Consider the following 19,378-nt stretch of genomic DNA (forward strand, 5'->3'; position numbering starts at 1 on the left):
GCTAGGATGCCAGCCGGAGACAACCACACGCGGCCCGGCCGACCGGGCCCTTCCCGCCATGTCCAATTCGTCTGGCAGCCGCTTCGACACGCTGGCGCTGCACGCCGGCGCCGCGCCCGACCCCGCCACCGGGGCCCGCGCCACGCCGATCCACCTGACCACCTCGTTCGTGTTCAAGGACAGCGAGCACGCCGCGTCGCTGTTCAACATGGAACGCGCCGGCCACGTCTATTCACGTATCAGCAACCCGACGGTGGCCGTGTTCGAGGAACGCGTGGCCGCGCTGGAAAACGGCGCCGGGGCCATCGGCACCGCCTCGGGCCAGGCCGCGCTGCACCTGGCAGTGGCCACGCTGATGGGGGCCGGCTCCCATATCGTGGCGTCCACCGCGCTCTATGGCGGCTCGCACAATCTGTTGCACTACACGCTGCGCCGGTTCGGCATCGAGACCACGTTCGTCAATCCGCGCGATATCGACGCCTGGCGCGCCGCGATCCGCCCAGAGACGAAGCTGCTGTTCGGCGAGACGCTAGGCAACCCCGGGCTCGACGTGCTGGACATCGCCACCGTGGCCCAGATCGGCCAGGAGCAAGGCATTCCGCTGCTGGTGGATTCCACGTTCACCACGCCCTACCTGCTGCGCCCGTTCGACCATGGCGCCGGGCTGCTGTACCACTCGGCCACCAAGTTCCTGGGCGGGCACGGCACCACCATCGGCGGCGTGCTGGCCGAAGGCGGCACGTTCGATTTCGAAGCCTCGGGCCGGTTTCCGGAGTTGTCCGAGCCGTACGAGGGCTTCCACAACATGGTGTTCACCGAGGAAAGCACGGTGGCGCCGTTCCTGCTGCGCGCGCGCCGCGAGGGCCTGCGCGACTTTGGCGCCTGCATGAATCCGATGGCGGCCTGGCAGCTGCTGCAAGGCATCGAGACGCTGCCGCTGCGCATGTCCCGCCACGTCGACAACACGCGCCGCGTGGTGCAATTCCTGGCCGCCCACCCGATGGTGGAAGCCGTGGCGTACCCCGAGCTGGAGTCGCACCCCGACTACGAACTGGCCAAGCGCCTGCTGCCGCGCGGCTGCGGCGCGGTGTTCAGCTTCAACCTGAAGGCCGACCGCAAGGCCGGGCAGCGCTTTATCGAAAGCCTGTCGCTGTTCTCGCACCTGGCCAACGTGGGCGATGCCCGCTCGCTGGTGATCCACCCGGCCTCGACCACCCATTTCCGCATGGACGCCACCGCGCTGAAGGCGGCTGGCATTGGCGAAGGCACGATCCGGCTGTCGATCGGCCTGGAAGACCCGGACGACCTGATCGACGATCTCAAGCGTGGGCTCAAGGCGGCGGAAAAGGCCATGGGAGGCAAGGCGTAATGAAACTGAACGTCTCCGGCCAGACGGCCTATGCCTATACGGGCGGCAAGCCCTTCGACCCTACCCTGCCGTGCGCCGTGTTTGTCCATGGCGCGCAGAACGATCACAGCGTCTGGGGGTTGCAGACGCGCTGGTTCGCCAACCACGGGTTCTCGGTGCTGGCCGTCGACCTGCCCGGGCACAACCGCAGCACAGGCGCCCCGCTGACCACGGTGGAAGCGATGGCGGACTGGATCATGGCGCTGGTGGCCGCCGCCGGTGTCACCGCGCCGGCGCTGGTGTTCGGCCACAGCATGGGGTCGCTGATCGCGCTCGAATGCGCGGCCCGGCACCCGCAAGCCGTGCGCGGCGTTGGCCTGCTGGCCACCGCGTATCCGATGAAGGTGTCCGACGCGCTGCTGGAAGCCGCGCTGCGCCGGGAGCCCGAGGCCATCGCCATGGTCAATCAGTGGTCGATCTCCAGCCTGGCCAGCAAGCCGTCGTCGCCGGGCCCCGGCGCGTGGATGCACGGCGGCAGCTACCGGCTGATGGAACGGATCAGCGCCCGCAACCCGGGCGCCCATGTGTTCCACAACGATTTCTCGGCCTGCAATGCCTATGCGCATGGTGAGGAAGCCGCCGCTGCGGTGGCCTGCCCGGCCCTGTTCGTGATCGGCAGCAAGGACATGATGACGTCGCCGAAGGCCGCCCAGGCACTGGCCGGCAAGATGCGGCAGTCCAAGGTGGTGACGGTGCCGAGCGGGCACGCGATGATGGGCGAGAAGCCCGACGAGGTGCTCGACGCGCTGGCAGCCTTCGCCCGATCCACAAACTAGAATTCAAAAAGCGGACATCAGGAGACTGCCATGGCCCAGGCCCAAGCCAAGGAATTTGCCAGTTTTGCCGATTTCTACCCGTACTACCTGAGCGAGCATCGCGACCGCACCTGCCGGCGCCTGCATTTCGTGGGGTCCACGCTGTCGCTGGCGTGCCTGGTGACGCTGGCGGTCACCGGCAACGCCTGGTGGCTGCTGGGCGCGCTGGTATCGGGCTATGCGTTTGCCTGGGTCGGGCATTTCGGCTTCGAGAAGAACCGCCCGGCCACGTTCCGCCACCCGTTCTACAGCCTGATGGGCGACTGGGTGATGTACGCCGACACGCTGCGCGGCAAGATCCCCTTCTAGCCCCGCGCTGCCAGCTTCCGGCTACCGGCTTCCGGTCAGCCCTGCCCCTGCCGCCCCGGCGGCGTCACGTCCAGCACCGTGCCGGCGGCCTCGTTGGCCGCCCGTCCGGCCGTCTGCTGGCGGAACACTGCTTCCAGCGGCTGGTCGAGTTGCGGATTGTCCAGGATGCCGCGCAGCACTTCCACGCCCTGCATCTGCTGCGCCAGCGCGGTACGCGGCAGGCGCGCCATGTTCAGCACCAGCCGGTCATGCAGCAGGCGCAGCGTCACCTGCGACGGGTCGCACAGCAGCGCCCAGTGCGCCTGGCCACGTTCCTGCTGCAGCTTGCCCACCAGGTGCAGCGCCTTGAGCTTGCCGAGCAGCGACGCCAGGTAATCGGCCTCCACGCGCAGCCGGCGGCCCATGTCGAGTTCGCCCAGGCTGCGCGGCACCTCGTCGCGCGCGCGGTACAGCACGTAGAGCACGCCCAGCGCATCGAAGAACTCGCTGCCCGCGAACGTGCGGCGGCGCCAGTGGCCCTCGCGAATCACCGGCAGGTTGGCCGCAATCGTCGCGCCCAGCAGCGTGACCAGCCAGCTCACATACATCCAGAGCAGGAACAGCGGCAGCACCGCGAACGTGCCGTAGACCGCCGTGTAGGTGGGAATATGGGTAATGAAATAGCCAAACGCGCGCTTGGCCACTTCGAATGCCACGGCGGCCACGATGCCCGCGAAGATGGCGTCGCGCCAGTCCACGTAGGCATAGGGCACGGCCATGTACAGGAACGCGAATGCCACCGCGGTCAACGCCACTGGGATCAGGCCCACCACCAGGCCCATGCCCATCGGCAGGTTGCCGACGTAGCCCATCGAGATGGAAATCAGGTACGAGCTTACCGACAGGCTGCCGCCGATCAGCACCGGCCCCAGCGTCAGCACGGCCCAGAACACGAGCACCCGCTGCGCGAACGGCCGGCGCCGCTTGACGCGCCAGATCGCATTGAGCGCATCTTCCACGGTCAGCATCGTCAGCACCGACGTCACCATCAGGCCGCCCAGGCCCAGGGCGGTCAGCCCGCGTGCGCTCTTGGAGAACTGCCCCAGGTAGCGCGACACCGAATCGCTGATATTGCCGCCCGGAATCAGGTTCTGGAACAGGAAGCCCTCGATCTGGCCCCGGAATTCGCGGAACATCGGAAATGCTGCCAGCAGCGCGAACGCCACAGTCAGCACGGGCACCACGGACAGGAACGTAGTGAACGTCAGGCTGGCGGCCACCTGCGGCAGGCGGTTCTCGCCGGCGCGGCGCAGCGCGTAGCGGGCCAGTGCGCGCACCTTCTGCAGGTTCCATTCCCTGCGCAGGCGGGCAATGCGTGCGGCGGACATGCGGGGGCTCTCTCCTTGATACCTTGGCGATACGTTGAATTCGGGCGGCCACGGGGCGGTTGGGACGGCACTTCGCGCGGCGGCCCAACTATAATACGCGGATCGTCCTGGGCAGCGCCCGCTTACGCTTTGTCACCGCGCCGGGGCCGCCCGCGCATCTCCATGACCGACATCCTCGTTCTCTATTACAGCCGCCACGGCGCCACCCGCAAGCTCGCCGACCTGATTGCCACCGGCATCGAAAGCGTACCCGGCGCCCGCGCCCGGCTGCGTACCGTGCCGCCGGTTTCCACCGTCTGCGAGGCCACCGCACCCGACATTCCGCCCGAAGGCGCCCCGTACGCGGAGCCGCGCGACCTGGAGGAATGCGCCGGGCTGGCCCTGGGCAGCCCCACCCGCTTCGGCAACATGGCCGCGCCGATGAAGTACTTCCTCGACGGCACGATTGCCCAGTGGCTGTCCGGCGGCCTGGCCGGCAAGCCCGCCTGCGTGTTCACGTCGACGGGCAGCCTGCACGGCGGCCAGGAAACCACGTTGCTGTCGATGATGCTGCCGCTGCTGCACCACGGCATGCTGATCCTGGGCCTGCCCTATTCCGAGGCCGGGCTGATGACCACCACGGCCGGCGGCACGCCCTACGGCCCCAGCCACCACGCGCACGTGGACAACCACGGGCCGGTCACCGACCAGGAAGCCGCGCTGGCCACGGCCATGGGCCGGCGGCTGGCGCGCACCGCCCTGAAGCTCGCCGCATGATGCAGACCCCCGACGACGTTTCGCTGCACAGCGCCACGCTCTGGCGCGTGAGCCTGGTCAGCCTGGTAGCGCTGATCGTGCTGTGCATCGCCTGGGAATGGTTCCTGGCGCCGCTGCGGCCCGGTGGGTCGTGGATGATCGCCAAGTTCGTGCTGCTGCTGCCGGTGCTGCGCGGCGTCTGGACGCGCAACGGCTACACCATGCAGTGGTCGTCGATGCTGATCCTGCTGTACTTCACCGAAGGCATCGTGCGCGCCACCAGCGACCGCGCCCCATCCGCCTGGCTGGCCTGGGGCGAAGTGGCGCTGACGGTGCTGTTCTTCACCAGCACGATCCTGTACCTGCGCCCCTACAAGCGCCGCGCCCGCGCCGCCTCCAAATCGTCCCAACCCTCCTGACCGCCATGACCGCCGCGCATCCCGACTCGTTCCTCGACCTCTGCCGCGCCGCCATCGGCCCGCAAAACGTGCTGACCGATGCCGCCGACAAGGCGCCCTACCTGACCGACTGGCGCCGCCGCTATACCGGCGACGCGCTGACCGTGCTGCGCCCCGGCAACACCGAGGAAGTGGCAGCCGTGATGCATGCCTGCCATGCCCACAAGCTGGCCGTGGTGCCGCAGGGCGGCAATACGGGACTGTGCGGCGGTGCCACGCCGCCAGAGGGCGAGTCGGCCTCGCGCGGCGTGGTGGTGCTTTCTCTGCAGCGCATGAACCGTGTGCGCCAGGTGGACCCGCTCAACAACACGATCACGGTCGAGGCCGGCGTGATCCTACAGCAGTTGCAGGAAGTGGCGCGCGATCACGGCCGGCTGTTCCCGCTGTCGCTGGCCGCCGAGGGTAGCTGCACGATTGGCGGCAACCTGTCGACCAACGCGGGCGGCACGGCGGTGCTGCGCTACGGTAATACGCGCGAACTGTGCCTGGGGCTCGAAGTGGTGACGGTCAAGGGCGAGGTCTGGGACGGCCTGCGCGGCCTGCGCAAGGACAACACCGGCTACGACCTGCGCGACTTGTTCATCGGCGCCGAAGGCACGCTTGGCGTCATCACCGCCGCCGTGATGAAGCTGTTCCCGGCGCCGCGCGCCCGCGTGACGGCCCTGGCCGCGGCCAAGAGCCCGCGCGCCGCGCTGGCGCTGCTGGCCATCGCGCAATCGCATGCCAGCGCCATGCTTACCGGGTTCGAACTGATGTCGGCGATGTGCATCGACCTGGTGACCAAGCACTTCCCGCAGCTACGCTATCCGTTCGCCGAGCACCATCCGCAGCTCGTGCTGATGGAACTATCGGACAGCGAAAGCGAGGAGCACGCGCGCGGCATCTTCGAGCGGATGATGGACGCGGCGTTCGAAGCCGGCGTGGTAACCGACGCCGTGGTGGCGGAATCGGTGCAGCAGTCGCGCGACTTCTGGAACCTGCGCGAGCACATTCCGCTGGCCCAGGTAGAAGAAGGCAAGAACATCAAGCACGACATCGCCGTGCCGATCTCGCGCGTGGCCGATTTCATCGAGACCACCGACGCGCTGCTGCAGGACGCGTTTCCGGGCGCGCGCATGGTCACGTTCGGCCATCTCGGCGACGGCAACCTGCACTACAACGTGTCGCCGCCGGTTGGCGTGGACCACGACCAGTTCCTGCAGCACCAGGACGCCATCAACCTGGTGGTACACAACAGCGTGCAGGCACACAACGGCTCGATCTCGGCCGAACACGGCCTGGGCCAGCTCAAGCTCGAAGAGAACCGCCGCTACAAGAGCGAAGTGGAGCTGGCCATGATGCGCGCGATCAAGCAGGCGCTGGACCCCCAGCGCCTGATGAATCCGGGCAAGGTGATCTGAGCCGGCGTCGTCCGGCCGGTCAGTGCAGCACGGGCGGCGGCGCGTCGTCGTCCGGCGCCGCGAAAAGCTGGCCGCACACCGCCTCGCCGTCTTCCGTCAGCCGCGCGGTGCCACGGCCGTCCTCTTCCAGCGCGGTGACCACCAGATCGGCCTCGCCCAGTTGCGTCAACACGCGCCGCAGCACGCTCATCTGCGCGCCGGTGCGTTTGCTTAGCCGGGCCAGCGACAGGTCCTTGTCCGGCCCCGACCTGGCGTGCTCCCACAGCGCCTGCAGGATCGCCCCCACCACGGGGTCGAGCTCCTCTCCGTCCGCATCCGTATCTGCATCGTCCGTCATGTCGTCTCCCTTTCTTGTAATGTGGCCACGAGCTTGCCCAGCGTGATCACCGCGGCTTCCACGTCTTCCGACCAGGCGCCGCTGTAGTTCAGCCGGATGCAGTTCGTATAGGTGGGTACCGGCGAGAAGATATGCCCGGGCGCCACCGTGATGCGCCGTTCCAGCGCCGCGTGGTACAGCGCCATCGCGTCGACTTCCTCGGGCAACTCCACCCACAGCACGTAGCCGCCGGCCGGCCGCGACACACGCGTGCCGGCCGGGAAGAAGCGCCGCACGGCAGCCGCCATGATATTGGCCTGCTGGCTGTACGCCTTGCGCACGCGGCGCAGGTGGTAGTCGTAGCCGTCGCGCCGCAGGAATTCGGCAATGGCCAGTTGCGGGATGGTCGACGTGGTCAGCGTGTTCAGGAACTTGAGCCGCTCCACCGTCTCGCGGTAGCGCCCCGGCAGCGCCCAGCCAATGCGATACGCATTGGTCAGCGTCTTCGAGAACGACGAGCAATGCAGCACGATGCCGGCCGTGTCGTACGACTTTAGCGACGTGGGATGCGCGTCGCCGTAATACAACTCGCCGTACACGTCGTTCTCGATCACGGGGATGTCGCGCGCGGTCAGCAGGGCCACCAGCGCCTGCTTGCGCTCGTCCGACATCTGGAAGCCCAGCGGATTCTGGAAGTTCGGCATCACCATGCACGCCGCCACGGGCCGCTCGTCAAGCAGCCGGGCCAGCGCCTGCACGTCGATGCCCTCCACGGGGTCGGTGGCCACTTCCACGGCGCGCATGCCCAGCCGCTCGATGGCGTGCAGCATCGCGTAGTACGTGGGCGACTCCACGGCAATGGTGTCGCCCGGCTTGGCCACCGCCTGCAGGCACAGGTTGATGGCCTCGGTGGCGCCAATCGTGACGATGACCTCGTTGGGATCGACCGTATTGCCGTTTTCCAGGTAGCGGCGCGTGATCTGGCGGATCAGCTCGGGCGACCCGGGCGGCAGGTCGTCCAGCACGCTCCAGGTGTCATGGCGCTTGCCGATGGTGTTGGCGTACTGGGTGATGCGCTGCCACGGATAGAGCTTGGGGTCCGGATACGGCGACCCCAGCGGCACGGCATCGTCGGCGCGGATCGAGCGCAGCGTGGACAGCACCAGCGCGCTCACGTCCACGGCCGATGGCCGCGTGGCCGGGCGCGTGGGTTGCAGGTCGATGGCCGGCTCCCCCGGCCGTGCTCGCACGAAGTAGCCGGACTGCGGCCGGCTCTCCAGGATGCCGCGCGATTCCAGCAGCAGGTAGGCGCGGATCACCGTGGTGATGCTGAGCCGGTGGTGCTGGGCAGCCTGGCGCACCGACGGGATCTTTTCGCCGGGCAGCAGCACGCCCTGCTGCACCAGTGCCTCGATATCGGCCGCGAGCTTTTCGTACAGGGTTGCCAACGGGTCTTTCGCCTTGTGTGGGGTCCGGGGGAATGCCGGAACCCCAGGCGTCAGCCTGCGGCCACCAGCGGGTCCGATGCTAATACGGATACAGGCGCAGTGTATTCGACGAAGCCGTCCTGGCGGCAAAAGCTGAGCAGCCGCACGCCGGCCTGCTCCGCGACGCGGATGGCCAGCGAGGTGGGTGCCGAGATCGTCGCCAGCATCGGAATCTGCATGCGGGCGGCCTTGCGCACCAGTTCATAGCTGGCGCGGCTGGACAGGAACACGAATCCTTCGCCGAACGCCTCGCGCGCGCGGGCCAGGTGGCCGATCAGCTTGTCCAGCGCGTTATGGCGCCCCACATCCTCGAACACGGCGCGCAACTGGCCGTCCGGACCGCACCACGCCGCCGCATGCACGCCGCCGGTGGCCGCCATCAGCGGCTGGCGGGCGCGCATGGCCTCGGCCGCGCGGCGGATCATGGGGGCCGTCGGATCGATCGGGCGCGCCGCCGTCAGCGGCTCGGGTACCAGGTCCAGCAGGGCCAGGCTCTCGATGCCGCAAACCCCGCAGCCGGTGCGGCCGGCCAGCGTGCGGCGCCGTTCCTTCATGGCCATAAACGCGCGCTGGCTGATTTCCAGCCTGACCTCGATGCCGTCGCAGCCGGGCGCCACCTCGACGTCGAAGATCTCGCGCACGCTGTCGACGATGCCTTCGGTCAGCGAGAAGCCCGTGGCAAACGCCTCCAGGTCCAGCGGCGTGGCCATCATGACCGCATGCGAGATGCCGTTGTAGACCAGCGCCACCGGCACTTCCTCGGCGACGTTGTCGATTTCCAGCGCGATGGCGTCGCCCTGATGGCGACGGATCTCGCGCGGGATGTAACCGCGATCGGTCATGGAATACTCCCCTTGCCCCGGACGGATCGGTAAATCCGCGAATCAGCTGACGGCCGATACCGCGCGTTGCAGCAGCACCGGGATCGACTTCGACGTGGGCGTGCCCGACCGGTCGCCGATGCTTTCCAGCGGCACCAGCGGATTCGTCTCCGGGTAGTAGGCGCCAAGGCAGCCCGCCGGAATGTCGTAGTCGACCAGCAGGAAGTCTTGCACGTGGCGCGTCACGCCGTCTTCCCAGACACTCGTGATATTTACGCGTTCGCCCTCTGCAAACCCCAGGCGTTCGCGGTCGGCGCGGTTGATGAACACCACGCGGCGCAGGCCGAACACGCCGCGATAGCGGTCGTCCAGGCCATAGATGGTGGTGTTGTACTGGTCATGCGAGCGCGTGGTCATCATGACCAGCAGGTCGTCGCCGTATTGCTCGCGGGCGCGCTTGATCGGCGTGTCGTGGTCGATGGCGTGCACCAGGAACTGCGCCTTGCCCGATTCCGTCCGCCACACGCGGTTGCGCGAGGCCGGCGTCAGGTGGAAGCCGCCCGGCTGCGCCACGCGCTCATTGAAGCGCTCGAAGCCTGGAATGACCTTCTCGATGGCGTCGCGGATGCGCGCGTAGTCCTGCGCGAACCACAGCCAGTCCACCTTGTTCGAGCCCAGCGCGGCGTCCGCCATGCGCGCGACGATCATCGTTTCCGACAACAGGTGCGGCGACGCCGGCTTGTTCATGCCGTACGACATATGCACCATGCAGACCGAATCCTCGACGGTCACGCCCTGCGGCACGCCGTTCTGCTCGTCCACCTCGGTACGGCCCAGCGTGGGCAGCAGCAGCGCATCGCGGCCGATCACCAGATGGCTGCGGTTCAGCTTGGTGGCAATGTTGACGGTCAGGTCGCACTGGCGCAGCGCGTCCCAGGTGCGCGGCGTATCGGGCGTGGCAATCGAGAAATTGCCGCCCAGGCCCACGAACACCTTGACCTTGCCTTCCAGCATCGCGCTGATGGCGGCCACCACGTCCTGGCCATGATGGCGCGGCGGCTCGAAGCCGAACGTGGCACCCAGGCGGTCCAGGAATGCGTCGTCGGGCTGTTCCTCGATACCCATCGTGCGGTCGCCCTGCACGTTCGAATGCCCGCGCACCGGCATCAGGCCGGCACCGGGGCGGCCGATATTGCCGCGCAGCATCATCACGTTGGACAGTAGCTGAATCGTGTGCACGCTCTGCTTGTGCTGCGTCAGGCCCATGCCCCAGCACATGATCGTGCGCTCGCTCTTGACGTAGACGTCGGCCAGCGCGTCGATCTCATCGCGCGGCACGCCCGATTCGGCCACGATGTCGGCCCAGCTTTCGGCACGCAGGTCGGCGGCAAATGCCTCGTAGCCGGCCGTGTGGTCGTTGACGAAGGCGATGTCGACCACGCGCGGGCTGCCCGAGGCCACCGCTGCGTCGTCCAGTTCGATCACGCGCTTGCCGATGCCCTTGAGCAGCGCAAAGTCGCCGGCCAGCTTGGGCCGCACGAACATCGACGCGATCCTGGTGCCGCTGCCGCCCAGCATCTCGGTGACGTGTTGCGGGCTGACAAAGCGCTCCAGGCCCCGCTCCTTGAGCGGATTGACCGACACGATGGTGGCGCCGCGCTTCGATGCGTCGCGCAACTCGTTGAGCATGCGCGGGTGATTCGTGGCCGGGTTCTGGCCCCACACCATGATGGTGTCGGCCAGCTGGAAGTCATCGAGCAGCACCGTGGCCTTTCCCACGCCCACCGTCACCGGCAGGCCGCGGCTGGTGGCCTCGTGGCACATGTTCGAGCAGTCGGGGAAGTTGTTCGTGCCGTACATGCGCACGAACAACTGGAACAGGAACGCTGCCTCGTTGCTGGCGCGGCCCGACGTGTAGAACGTGGCTGCGTCGGGGTTGTCCAGACGGCGCAGGTGGTGGGCGATCAGGCGGAACGCCTCGTCCCAATCCACCGGTACGTACTTGTCGGTGGCGGCGTCGTAGCGCACCGGATGAGTCAGGCGGCCGTGCTGTTCCAGCTCGTAGTCCGACTGCTTCATCAGCTCGGCGACCGTGTATTCCGCGAAGAATTCGTTGGTCACGCGCTTGCTGGTGGCTTCGGCGGCCACGGCCTTGACGCCGTTTTCACAGAATTCGAAGGTCGACGCGTGCTGGCGGTCGGGCCAGGCGCAGCCCGGGCAATCAAAGCCGTCGGGCTGGTTCTGCTTGAACAGCGTCTTGTATTTGCCGCCGCCCACCCGTTCCTTGACGAGGTTGATGGCGACCTGCTTGAGTGCGCCCCAGCCGGCGGCCGGGTGCGTGTAAGGGGCGATATGCCCCTTTTCGGGCGTGGGAGTACTCATGGGGGCGACTTCCAGAACAAATGCCCGAGTGCCCGGCCCGGTTTTCCGTGTGATGCCCGGACGCTCGCTGCGATGTGAGCAGACTAGGCCCGGAAAGTGACCTGAGGGACGTACAGTACAGCCGGCGCAGAAAGAGTACAGTTTGCACAATCGCAGCGCACAAAACCATAACTGTACCTATCGAAATTGCATGAATGCACATTATTGGCGTGCATGACTCATGAAATGGCGCGCCAGCATCTGCCGGATGAAGAAATCTTTAAATCACAATCAGTCGGGTTGCTGCGGCGTGGCCTGGATGATGTCTTCCAGTTGCGCGCTCATGGGAATGCCCAGCCGCTCGCCGGTGGGCAGCCGGTTCAGGAACCACTGCTTGTACAGCCGTTCCAGGTCGCCCGAGGTAATCAGGCCGCGCACGGCACGGTCGACCACGGCGGCAAACTGCGGATCGCCCCGGCGCAGCATGATGCCGTAGGGGTCGTAGCTCAGGAATTCGCTGGTCACGATGAACTGCTTGCCGGCGTTGTAGTGCGCCAGAAAGCCGTACAGCAGCACGTCGTCGCCGGCATAGGCATCGGCGCCGCCATGGCGCAGCACCTCGAAGGCGTCGGCATGGTCGCGCGCACGGATCAGTTTCACGCCCAGGTTGAAGCGCGTGGACAGGTCTTCGATGGCACTGGCATTGGTGGTGCCCGCCGTGGCCACCACGGTCTTGGCCTTGAGGTCGCGGAAGGTCCGGATCGCCGAATTGCGCGGCACCATCAGCTTGGTGCCCGCCACGAAGATCACCGGCGAAAACGCCACGGTGCGCAGGCGTTCGGCGTTGCGCGTGGTCGATCCGCATTCCAGGTCGGCCTTGCCCGATGTAATCGCATCGAAGCGGTTTTCCGACGTCACCGGTACCCACTGCACGGTCAGGTCGCGGCTGATCTCGGCGGATGCCGCCTCGACGATGGCCTGGCAGATATCGATGGAATAGCCGATCGGGCGCTTGGCCTGGTTCAGGTACGAGAACGGCAGCGACGATTCCCGGTAGCCGACGACCAGCACGCCGCTGTCGCGGGCCTTCTTGAGCGTGCCGCTCAACACCGTCGGCTCGGGCGACTGCGCCAGCGCGGCAGTGGGGAAACCGAGCCCCAGCAGCGCGGTGACCAGCAGCGACGCAATCGGCGACACAACCATCAAGGCGAAAGCGCGCATGGCATCAGGCCCCCGCGGCACTGCGGGGCTCCTCGCCCGGAATGTCCTTCTCGGTTTCGGGCACCGGCCCGCTGGCCAGTTGCCCTTCCCACTTGGCCACCACGGCGGCGGCAATCGAATTGCCCACGGCGTTGGTGGCGGATCGGCCCATGTCCAGGAACTGGTCCACGCCCATGATCAGCAGCAGCCCTGCCTCGGGAATGCCGAACTGGTTCAGCGTGGCCGCGATCACCACCAGCGACGCACGCGGCACGCCAGCCATGCCCTTCGATGTCAGCATCAGCAACAGCAGCATCGTGATCTGCGTGCCCATCGGCAGGTGGATGTCGTACGCCTGGGCGATGAACAACACGGCGAACGTGCAGTACATCATCGACCCGTCCAGGTTAAACGAGTAGCCCAGCGGCAGCACAAAGCTGGAGATCTTGCGATTCACGCCGAAGCGGTCGAGCGAATCGAGCAGTTTCGGATAGGCGGCCTCGGAGCTGGCCGTCGAGAACGACAGCAGGAACGGCTCGCGGATCAGCCGGACCAGTTCGAACACGCGCCGGCCCAGGAACACGAAGCCGGCCAGCGTCAGCAGGCCCCACAGCACGAACAGCGCCAGGTAGAAGCTGCCCATGAACTTGGCAAACGTGATCAGGATGCCCAGCCCCTGCGTGGTCACCGTGGACGCAATCGCCGCGAACACCGCGATGGGCGCCAGCCACATCACCGCGCCGGTGATCTTGAGCATGATCTGCGCAAGGTCCTCGATCACGGCGGCCATGCGCGCGCCGCGCTCGCCCAGCGTGGCAATGGCCGTGCCGAAGAAGATCGAGAACACCACGATCTGCAGGATCTCGTTGTTGGCCATGGCCTCGGCCACCGATTTGGGCACCAGGTGCGCGACGAAATCCTTGAGCGTGAACGCGTTGGTCTTCAGGTTGGTGGCCGACCCCACGTCGGGCAGCGGCAGGCCGATGTTCACGCCCGGATGCAGCAGCGTGGCCATGATCAGCCCCAGCGTCAGCGACACCAGCGACGCGGTGATGAACCAGGCCAGCGCCTTGACGCCGACGCGCCCCACCGTACTGGCATCGCCCATGTGCGCGATACCGATCACCAGCGTGGAGAACACCAGCGGCGCGATGATCATCTTGATCAGCCGCAGGAAGACGTCGGTGATGATGGAGATATAGCCGGCAATGTCCTTGGCGACCTTCGGGTCCGGAAACGCCGTGTTGCATCCGTAGCCGACGACGGCACCGAGAATCATCGCGATCAGGATCCAGGTCGTGATATTCGACTTCTTGCTCATGACGTCTCCTTGGGGGCGGCCGTACGGAAGTCCTGCGCCGAGGTCTGCACCTGTAACGATAGGACGCGGGGGTGGCTTGGGCAAACCCGGAAAGGCTATCGGCGCCGCCGATCCCTTCGATTCCGCCAACGAACGCCAACGACGGCCGATGCCTGCCATGTGCCGCACGCGCTCCACGGCAAGGTCGGCGGTCTAACGCTTCTGCCAGACGCGCAGGCCGAACACCGGCAGCACGCCGTAGACGTGGTCGAACAGGTCGGACTGGATCTGCTCGTAAGCCTCCCAGCGCGTGTCGTTGAGGTACAGGAACACTTCGAGCGGCAGGCCCTGGCTGGTCGACTGCACGTGGCGCACCACCAGCGGCAGGTCCTGCCGCACGGCCGGATGCTGGCGGAAGTAGTCCAGCATGTAGCGCCGCAGCATGCCCAGGTTGGTCAGCGGCTGGCCGTCGGCATGCGGCTGCACGGGCAGCTTCAGTTCGCGGCAGGCCGTGAGCCCGCCCAGCAGCGCGTCATCGCAGAAGCGCACAGTGTCTGCATCCACCGGAATGCTGTGCCGCACGCGCCGGCCGCCCGATTCCACCATGCCGCGCCAGTTCCTGACGCCGTTGGTCAGCAGCACGTAGCTGGGCAGCGTCACGATGGTGTTGTCGAAGTTGCGCACCTTGATGGTATTCAGCGCGATATCGGTGACCACGCCATCGGCCACGAAGCCGGGCACCTCGATCCAGTCGCCAATGCGCAGCATGTCGTAGGCGGCCAGCTGGATGCTGGCCACGAACCCCAGCAGCGAGTCGCGGAACACGATGATCAGCAGCGCCGTCATGGCGCTGACGCCGGTCAGGAGGTACGTGGGCGGCCGGCCCAGCAGCAGCGACACGATGGCGATGAACGCCATCAGGTACAGCATGATCGTGGCTACCTGCAGAAAGCTCTTGATCGGGCGTTCGCCGGCATGCGGCAGGTGGTTGTAGCGGTCCTCGATGCTGGCCAGGAACGCAAAGCCCGCGCGCAGCCCGGTATAGACCATGAAGCAGGCGGCAGCCACGCCCAGCGGCGCGCCCAGCGCCGCGATCACGGGAAAGGTCAGGCTGCTGAGCAGCGGCGCGGCCAGGTAGACGATCAGCGCCGGCACGATGGGCGCCAGCCGGTGAAACACGCGGCGCCGCTCGGCCGCGCGCAGCCACTTGCGGTGCTCGCCGCGCGCCAGCCGCCCCACGGCCCACAGCATCAGCGTGCGCGTCAGGTAGTAGCAGATCACGCTCGCCAGCACGATGACCACCAGCAGCACCACCACCAGCACGATGGCAACCGGCAGGCTGTCGGTGTAGACGTTGAGCTGGTTCGATCCGTCCGGCCCCGTCTCGATGCGTATCAAGCTGTCGAACATGCGCTCTCCCGGCCCGCCCCGCGCGCCCTCCAGCCAGTGTAGGCAAGCAACGCCGCGTGCGAATACAAAATTCCCCGGGGGCGCAGGCAAACGCGACAGGCAGCCCTTGCCCTATCGTCTCGGCATCACGACCTTCGAGACAAGAACGGCATGGCAATCCATGGCAAACAATGGAGTCGGCCCCTCAAACAACGGAGTGGGGCCCCATCACCCCGCTTCGGTGAAGATGCCCATCCGGTGCTGGATGAACGCCAGCACCTCCTGCGCGGCCGCCGGCAGCGGACGCCCGGCCTTGACCAGCAGCCGGGCTTGCGTGCCGCGAAACAGCGGATGGTCGATCGGCACCGTGGCCAGGCTGCCGGCGGCCACCTCGCGGTAAGCCGCGAACTGGCCGATCAGCGTGACAAAGTCGTCGTAGGCCACGAACTGCTTGAGCGCCGACAGCGAGTTGGTGACCAGCATCGGCCGGATACGGATGTTCTCGGCAAATTCGAGCATCTTGGCCGCGTGGCCGATGCCGTAGGACTCCGGCATCAGCGCCAGCGGGTAGTTCAGTACGTCATGGATGGTGGCCGAGCCGCCGCGCACGGCCAGCGGATGGTCGTGGCGCGTCAGCAGCACGATGGGCTGGGACGAGCTGGCGCGGTATTCGATGCGCGGATGCAGCGGCGGGTTGTAGGCCAGCCCGATGTGCGCGCGGCTTTCGGCCACCTCGTTGAGCACGTCGTCCACGGGCAGGATCTCCATGCGGATATCCACCATCGGGTACTGCGCGCAGAACGGCGCCACCACCTCGTTGACCAGCGCGTCGACGTAGCCCTCGCTCAGCACGATCTGCACCATGCCCTGCTGCAGGCCCTTGAGCGCATGCAACTGGTCTTCGAGCTTTTCCTGGTGCGAGCGGTAGCCGCGCCAGAACTCCAGCAGGTGGGCGGCCGCCTCGGTGGGCTGCACGCCGCGCGCCTGCCGCTCGAACAGCGTGGTGCCCAGTTCGTCCTCCAGCAGCCGGATCTGCCGCGTGATCACCGACGGCGACGTATTCAGGCTTTCCGCCGCGCCCCGGATCGTGCCGTGCGCCAGCACCTCGCGGAAGTAACGCAGCCGTTGTTGGTTGATTTCACGCATTTTGCCTATCCGGATTGTTATCTGGGAGGCACAAATTTGGGGCATGCGCCCGTTGTGTTGCTTCCAGAAGAACGAAGTGTGGACTTTGTTGCTGTTGGTGCAAGTCTACGCCGCTGCCACTATCAAGGCCAACCCCACAACCATCACAACGCTCTGGAGACTGGCAAATGTTAGTGATGTCGAACCCGGCCACAATCGATGGCAACGCCGCGCTATATCAGAAGATCAACCTGCGCCTGCTGCCCTTCCTGCTGGTCTGCTACCTGTTTGCGTACCTGGACCGCGTCAACGTCGGCTTTGCCAAGCTGCAGATGCAGGGCGACCTGGGCTTTTCCGATGCGGCCTACGGTGTAGGCGCCGGCATCTTCTTCATCGGCTACGTCCTGTTCGAGATTCCCAGCAACCTGATGCTGCCGCGCATCGGCGCCCGCAAGACGTTCAGCCGCATCCTGGTGCTCTGGGGCATCACGTCGGCCTGCATGCTGTTCGTGCGCGACGTACCCACGTTCTACGGCATGCGCTTCCTGCTGGGCGTGTTCGAGGCCGGCTTTGCGCCGGGCATGATCTATTACCTGTCGTGCTGGTATGGCCCGCAGCGCATGGCGCGTGCCATCGCCATCGTGTTCCTGGCCGGCCCGATTGGTGGCATCATCGGCGGCCCGGTATCCGCGTGGCTGATGACGTCGCTGGCTGGCCACGCCGGCCTGGCCGGCTGGCAATGGATGTTCCTGGTGGAAGGGCTGCCGTGCCTGGTGCTGGGCGTGCTGGCCTGGCGGCTGATTCCCGACCGCCCCGCCGACGCCAACTGGCTCACTGCCGATGAAAAGCGCCTGCTCGAACAGGAACTGGCCGTGCCCGCCGCGCACAAGCATTCGTTCGGCGCCGTGGCGCGCGACCCCAAGATCTACGTGCTGGCCTTTGCCTACTTCTGCGTGATCGCCGCCATCTACGCGCTGAGCTTCTGGCTGCCGACGCTGATCAAGGCGCAGGGCGTGAACGATACCGTGCAGCTTGGCTGGTACTCGGCCCTGCCCTACGTGGGCGGCGCCATCGGCATGCTCTACATGGGCCGCCGCTCTGACCGCAAGGGCGAACGCCGCTACCACGCCGCGATTCCCGCGCTGGCCGGCGCCGCGCTGCTGGCCGGGTCCACGCTGGCCGACGGCCACCTGGCCGCCACGCTGGTGCTGCTGACGCTGGGCACCACCACGCTGTGGATGACCTACACCGTGTTCTGGGCCATGCCGCCCGAATACATCAAGGGACCGGCCGCCGCCGGCGGCATCGCGCTGATCAACACCATCGGCCTGTCCGGCGGCTTCTGGGGCCCCGCCATCATCGGCTGGGCCAAGTCCGCCACCGGCAGCCTGCATCCCGGCGTGCTGATCATGGCCGCCATGCCGCTGGTCGCCGCGCTGATCATCCTGGCGCTACGGTTGCCGTCCCGCCATTGACCTTGCAACACCCCCGCAAAAACAAGGAGTGAATCATGTTGCTGTACCTCTCCACGTGGTCTGAAATCGAACAGTACCTGCAGCGCAGCCGCACGATCGTGGTGCCCATCGGGTCCAATGAACAGCACGGCCCCACCGGCCTGCTGGGCACCGACTGGATGTGCCCCGAGATCATCTGCCGCCACGCCGACCAGCAGGGCGACATCCTGGTGGCACCCACGTTCAACATCGGCATGGCGCAGCACCACCTGGGGTTCGCCGGCACCATCTCGCTGCGCCCGTCCACGTTCATCGCCGCCATCGTCGACTGGACGCGCTCGCTGGCCCGCCACGGCTTCGAGAAAATCCTGTTCCTGAACGGCCACGGCGGCAACATCGCGTCGATCGAGGCAGCGTTCTCCGAGATCTACGCCGAAGCCAGCTTCGCCGGCCGCCGCACCGGCTTTGCGATGAAGCTCACCAACTGGTGGGACCTGGAAGGCGTGAACGAACTGGCCAAGGAGATGTTCCCCACCGGCCACGGCGCACACGCCACGCCATCGGAAATCGCCGTCACGCAGTACGCGTACGAGCTGATCAAGCACGCCGACTACGCGCCCCGCATCGCCCCGTCGGGCCCGATCCGCGAAGCACTGGACTTCCGCGCCCGCTTCCCCGACGGCCGCATGGGCTCGGATCCGAACCAGGCCACGCCGGAAAAAGGCAAGGCACTGGTGGAACTGGCAGCCAAGAGTCTGGTGAAGGAGTTGGCGGCGTTTGGTGAGGAGAAGGTGCCGGGTTAAGCGATGTAGCTCGCTTGGTTTGGCTCCCCTCTCCCGCAACGCGGGAGAGGGGAGCTCATAACGACGGATCAGAGCAAGACTGTTACCGTTTCCCCGGCGCCATCGTCCCAAACACCCCATCCCGCAGCACCAGCGCATGCATCAGCGCCGCCGCCAGATGCAGCAGCACCACGCCAAACAGCGTCAGCCCTAGCCACGTATGCAGCGTGCGCAGCAGCGCGAACAGCCTGACATCAGCGGGCAGGATGGCCGGCAAATGGAAGCTGCCGGCCATCGTCACCGGATAACCACCGGCCGACAGCATGCCCCAGCCCACCAGCGGCATGGCCAGCATCAGCGCGTAGAGCACGTAGTGCGACGCCAGCGCGACGGCGCGTTGGGGGGCGGGCACGCTGGCCGGCAGCGGAGGCGCCCCGCGCCGCATACGCACGGCGATGCGAACAATCACCAGCAGCAGCAACGCGATGCCGAGCGGCCGGTGCAGTGCCACCAGCGTGTCGTGCGCGCGCGATACCGTGAACACCATGCCGACGCCGACGAACAGCATGGTCAGGATCAGCGCGGCCATCAGCCAGTGCAGCAGCTTCTGCAGGCCGCTGAAACGAGTGTGAGATGCGTTCATGCGTGGGT

The 19,378-nt window shown here is 66.8% G+C and carries 18 protein-coding genes; 8 read left to right on the top strand and 10 right to left on the bottom strand.

Features of this window, described 5'->3' with window-relative positions; genetic code table 11:
* The first annotated feature begins 58 nt into the window (after window positions 1-58).
* From MFF62_RS01170 to MFF62_RS01180, 3 genes are read left to right on the top strand one after another with little or no spacing between them, the layout of a single operon-like run.
* Window positions 59-1,369, top strand: a complete 1,311-nt coding sequence (locus MFF62_RS01170) for an O-acetylhomoserine aminocarboxypropyltransferase (RefSeq protein ID WP_238259096.1) — start codon at window positions 59-61, stop codon at window positions 1,367-1,369.
* Window positions 1,369-2,184 carry an alpha/beta fold hydrolase gene (locus MFF62_RS01175; protein ID WP_238259097.1) on the top strand — a complete coding sequence of 272 codons (816 nt, stop codon included), beginning with the start codon at window positions 1,369-1,371 and terminating at the stop codon, window positions 2,182-2,184. The genes MFF62_RS01170 and MFF62_RS01175 overlap by 1 nt, the downstream gene beginning before the upstream one ends.
* Before the next feature lie 30 nt (window positions 2,185-2,214).
* A complete protein-coding gene (locus tag MFF62_RS01180) occupies window positions 2,215-2,532 on the top strand; it encodes an Mpo1-like protein (RefSeq protein ID WP_238259098.1) in 318 nt (105 codons plus the stop codon).
* Window positions 2,533-2,567: 35 nt separating this feature from the next.
* Here the strand turns inward: MFF62_RS01180 and MFF62_RS01185 are convergent, their stop codons facing one another.
* Window positions 2,568-3,899: a YihY family inner membrane protein gene (locus MFF62_RS01185; RefSeq protein ID WP_238259099.1), complete on the bottom strand. Its 1,332-nt coding sequence runs from the start codon at window positions 3,897-3,899 to the stop codon at window positions 2,568-2,570.
* Between the two features lie 162 nt (window positions 3,900-4,061).
* Here MFF62_RS01185 and wrbA point away from each other — a divergent pair, with 162 nt between their 5' ends.
* Genes wrbA through MFF62_RS01200 form a run of 3 tightly spaced genes read left to right on the top strand, consistent with a single transcriptional unit; the run spans window position 4,062 to window position 6,492 of the window.
* On the top strand, window positions 4,062-4,655 hold the full coding sequence (gene wrbA / locus MFF62_RS01190; protein WP_238259100.1) for an NAD(P)H:quinone oxidoreductase: 594 nt from the start codon (window positions 4,062-4,064) through the stop codon (window positions 4,653-4,655).
* Window positions 4,655-5,053, top strand: coding sequence for a DUF2069 domain-containing protein (locus MFF62_RS01195; protein ID WP_404990603.1), 399 nt, complete (start codon window positions 4,655-4,657; stop codon window positions 5,051-5,053). The genes wrbA and MFF62_RS01195 overlap by 1 nt, the downstream gene beginning before the upstream one ends.
* Window positions 5,054-5,058: 5 nt before the next feature.
* Window positions 5,059-6,492, top strand: coding sequence for an FAD-binding oxidoreductase (locus MFF62_RS01200; RefSeq protein WP_238259102.1), 1,434 nt, complete (start codon window positions 5,059-5,061; stop codon window positions 6,490-6,492).
* A gap of 19 nt (window positions 6,493-6,511) precedes the next feature.
* Here the strand turns inward: MFF62_RS01200 and MFF62_RS01205 are convergent, their stop codons facing one another.
* The 8 genes from MFF62_RS01205 to MFF62_RS01240 all read right to left on the bottom strand — a co-directional run bounded on the left by MFF62_RS01205 (window position 6,512) and on the right by MFF62_RS01240 (window position 16,512).
* A complete protein-coding gene (locus MFF62_RS01205) occupies window positions 6,512-6,829 on the bottom strand; it encodes an ArsR family transcriptional regulator (RefSeq protein WP_238259103.1) in 318 nt (105 codons plus the stop codon).
* The gene (locus MFF62_RS01210) at window positions 6,826-8,256 is read right to left on the bottom strand and encodes an aminotransferase-like domain-containing protein (RefSeq protein ID WP_238259104.1); all 1,431 of its coding nucleotides are present in this window, start codon (window positions 8,254-8,256) and stop codon (window positions 6,826-6,828) included. Before MFF62_RS01210 ends, MFF62_RS01205 begins: the two co-directional genes overlap by 4 nt.
* A gap of 50 nt (window positions 8,257-8,306) precedes the next feature.
* The gene (gene fdhD / locus MFF62_RS01215) at window positions 8,307-9,137 is read right to left on the bottom strand and encodes a formate dehydrogenase accessory sulfurtransferase FdhD (protein WP_238259105.1); all 831 of its coding nucleotides are present in this window, start codon (window positions 9,135-9,137) and stop codon (window positions 8,307-8,309) included.
* 42 nt (window positions 9,138-9,179) lie between these two features.
* Window positions 9,180-11,498 carry an FdhF/YdeP family oxidoreductase gene (locus MFF62_RS01220; protein WP_238259106.1) on the bottom strand — a complete coding sequence of 773 codons (2,319 nt, stop codon included), beginning with the start codon at window positions 11,496-11,498 and terminating at the stop codon, window positions 9,180-9,182.
* A 270-nt stretch (window positions 11,499-11,768) separates the two neighbouring features.
* Entirely contained in the window at window positions 11,769-12,698 is a 930-nt protein-coding gene (locus MFF62_RS01225; RefSeq protein WP_238259107.1) for an amino acid ABC transporter substrate-binding protein, read from the bottom strand.
* A 4-nt stretch (window positions 12,699-12,702) separates the two neighbouring features.
* The gene (locus tag MFF62_RS01230) at window positions 12,703-13,998 is read right to left on the bottom strand and encodes a dicarboxylate/amino acid:cation symporter (RefSeq protein WP_238259108.1); all 1,296 of its coding nucleotides are present in this window, start codon (window positions 13,996-13,998) and stop codon (window positions 12,703-12,705) included.
* 192 nt (window positions 13,999-14,190) lie between these two features.
* Window positions 14,191-15,387: a mechanosensitive ion channel family protein gene (locus MFF62_RS01235; protein ID WP_238259109.1), complete on the bottom strand. Its 1,197-nt coding sequence runs from the start codon at window positions 15,385-15,387 to the stop codon at window positions 14,191-14,193.
* A gap of 207 nt (window positions 15,388-15,594) precedes the next feature.
* The gene (locus MFF62_RS01240) at window positions 15,595-16,512 is read right to left on the bottom strand and encodes a LysR family transcriptional regulator (RefSeq protein ID WP_238259110.1); all 918 of its coding nucleotides are present in this window, start codon (window positions 16,510-16,512) and stop codon (window positions 15,595-15,597) included.
* 167 nt (window positions 16,513-16,679) lie between these two features.
* Here MFF62_RS01240 and MFF62_RS01245 point away from each other — a divergent pair, with 167 nt between their 5' ends.
* Both MFF62_RS01245 and MFF62_RS01250 read left to right on the top strand, forming a co-directional pair.
* Complete coding sequence (locus tag MFF62_RS01245; protein ID WP_238259111.1) at window positions 16,680-17,966, top strand: MFS transporter; 1,287 nt, start codon at window positions 16,680-16,682, stop codon at window positions 17,964-17,966.
* A gap of 35 nt (window positions 17,967-18,001) precedes the next feature.
* The gene (locus tag MFF62_RS01250) at window positions 18,002-18,748 is read left to right on the top strand and encodes a creatininase family protein (protein WP_238259112.1); all 747 of its coding nucleotides are present in this window, start codon (window positions 18,002-18,004) and stop codon (window positions 18,746-18,748) included.
* Between the two features lie 82 nt (window positions 18,749-18,830).
* Here MFF62_RS01250 and MFF62_RS01255 read toward each other — a convergent pair whose 3' ends face one another.
* Window positions 18,831-19,370 (bottom strand): cytochrome b, encoded by a 540-nt coding sequence (locus tag MFF62_RS01255; protein WP_238259113.1) that lies wholly within the window; start codon window positions 19,368-19,370, stop codon window positions 18,831-18,833.
* Between the last annotated feature and the right edge of the window lie 8 nt (window positions 19,371-19,378).

Source organism: Cupriavidus pauculus (assembly GCF_022179805.1).
GTDB classification, from domain to species: Bacteria; Pseudomonadota; Gammaproteobacteria; order Burkholderiales; family Burkholderiaceae; genus Cupriavidus; species Cupriavidus pauculus_E.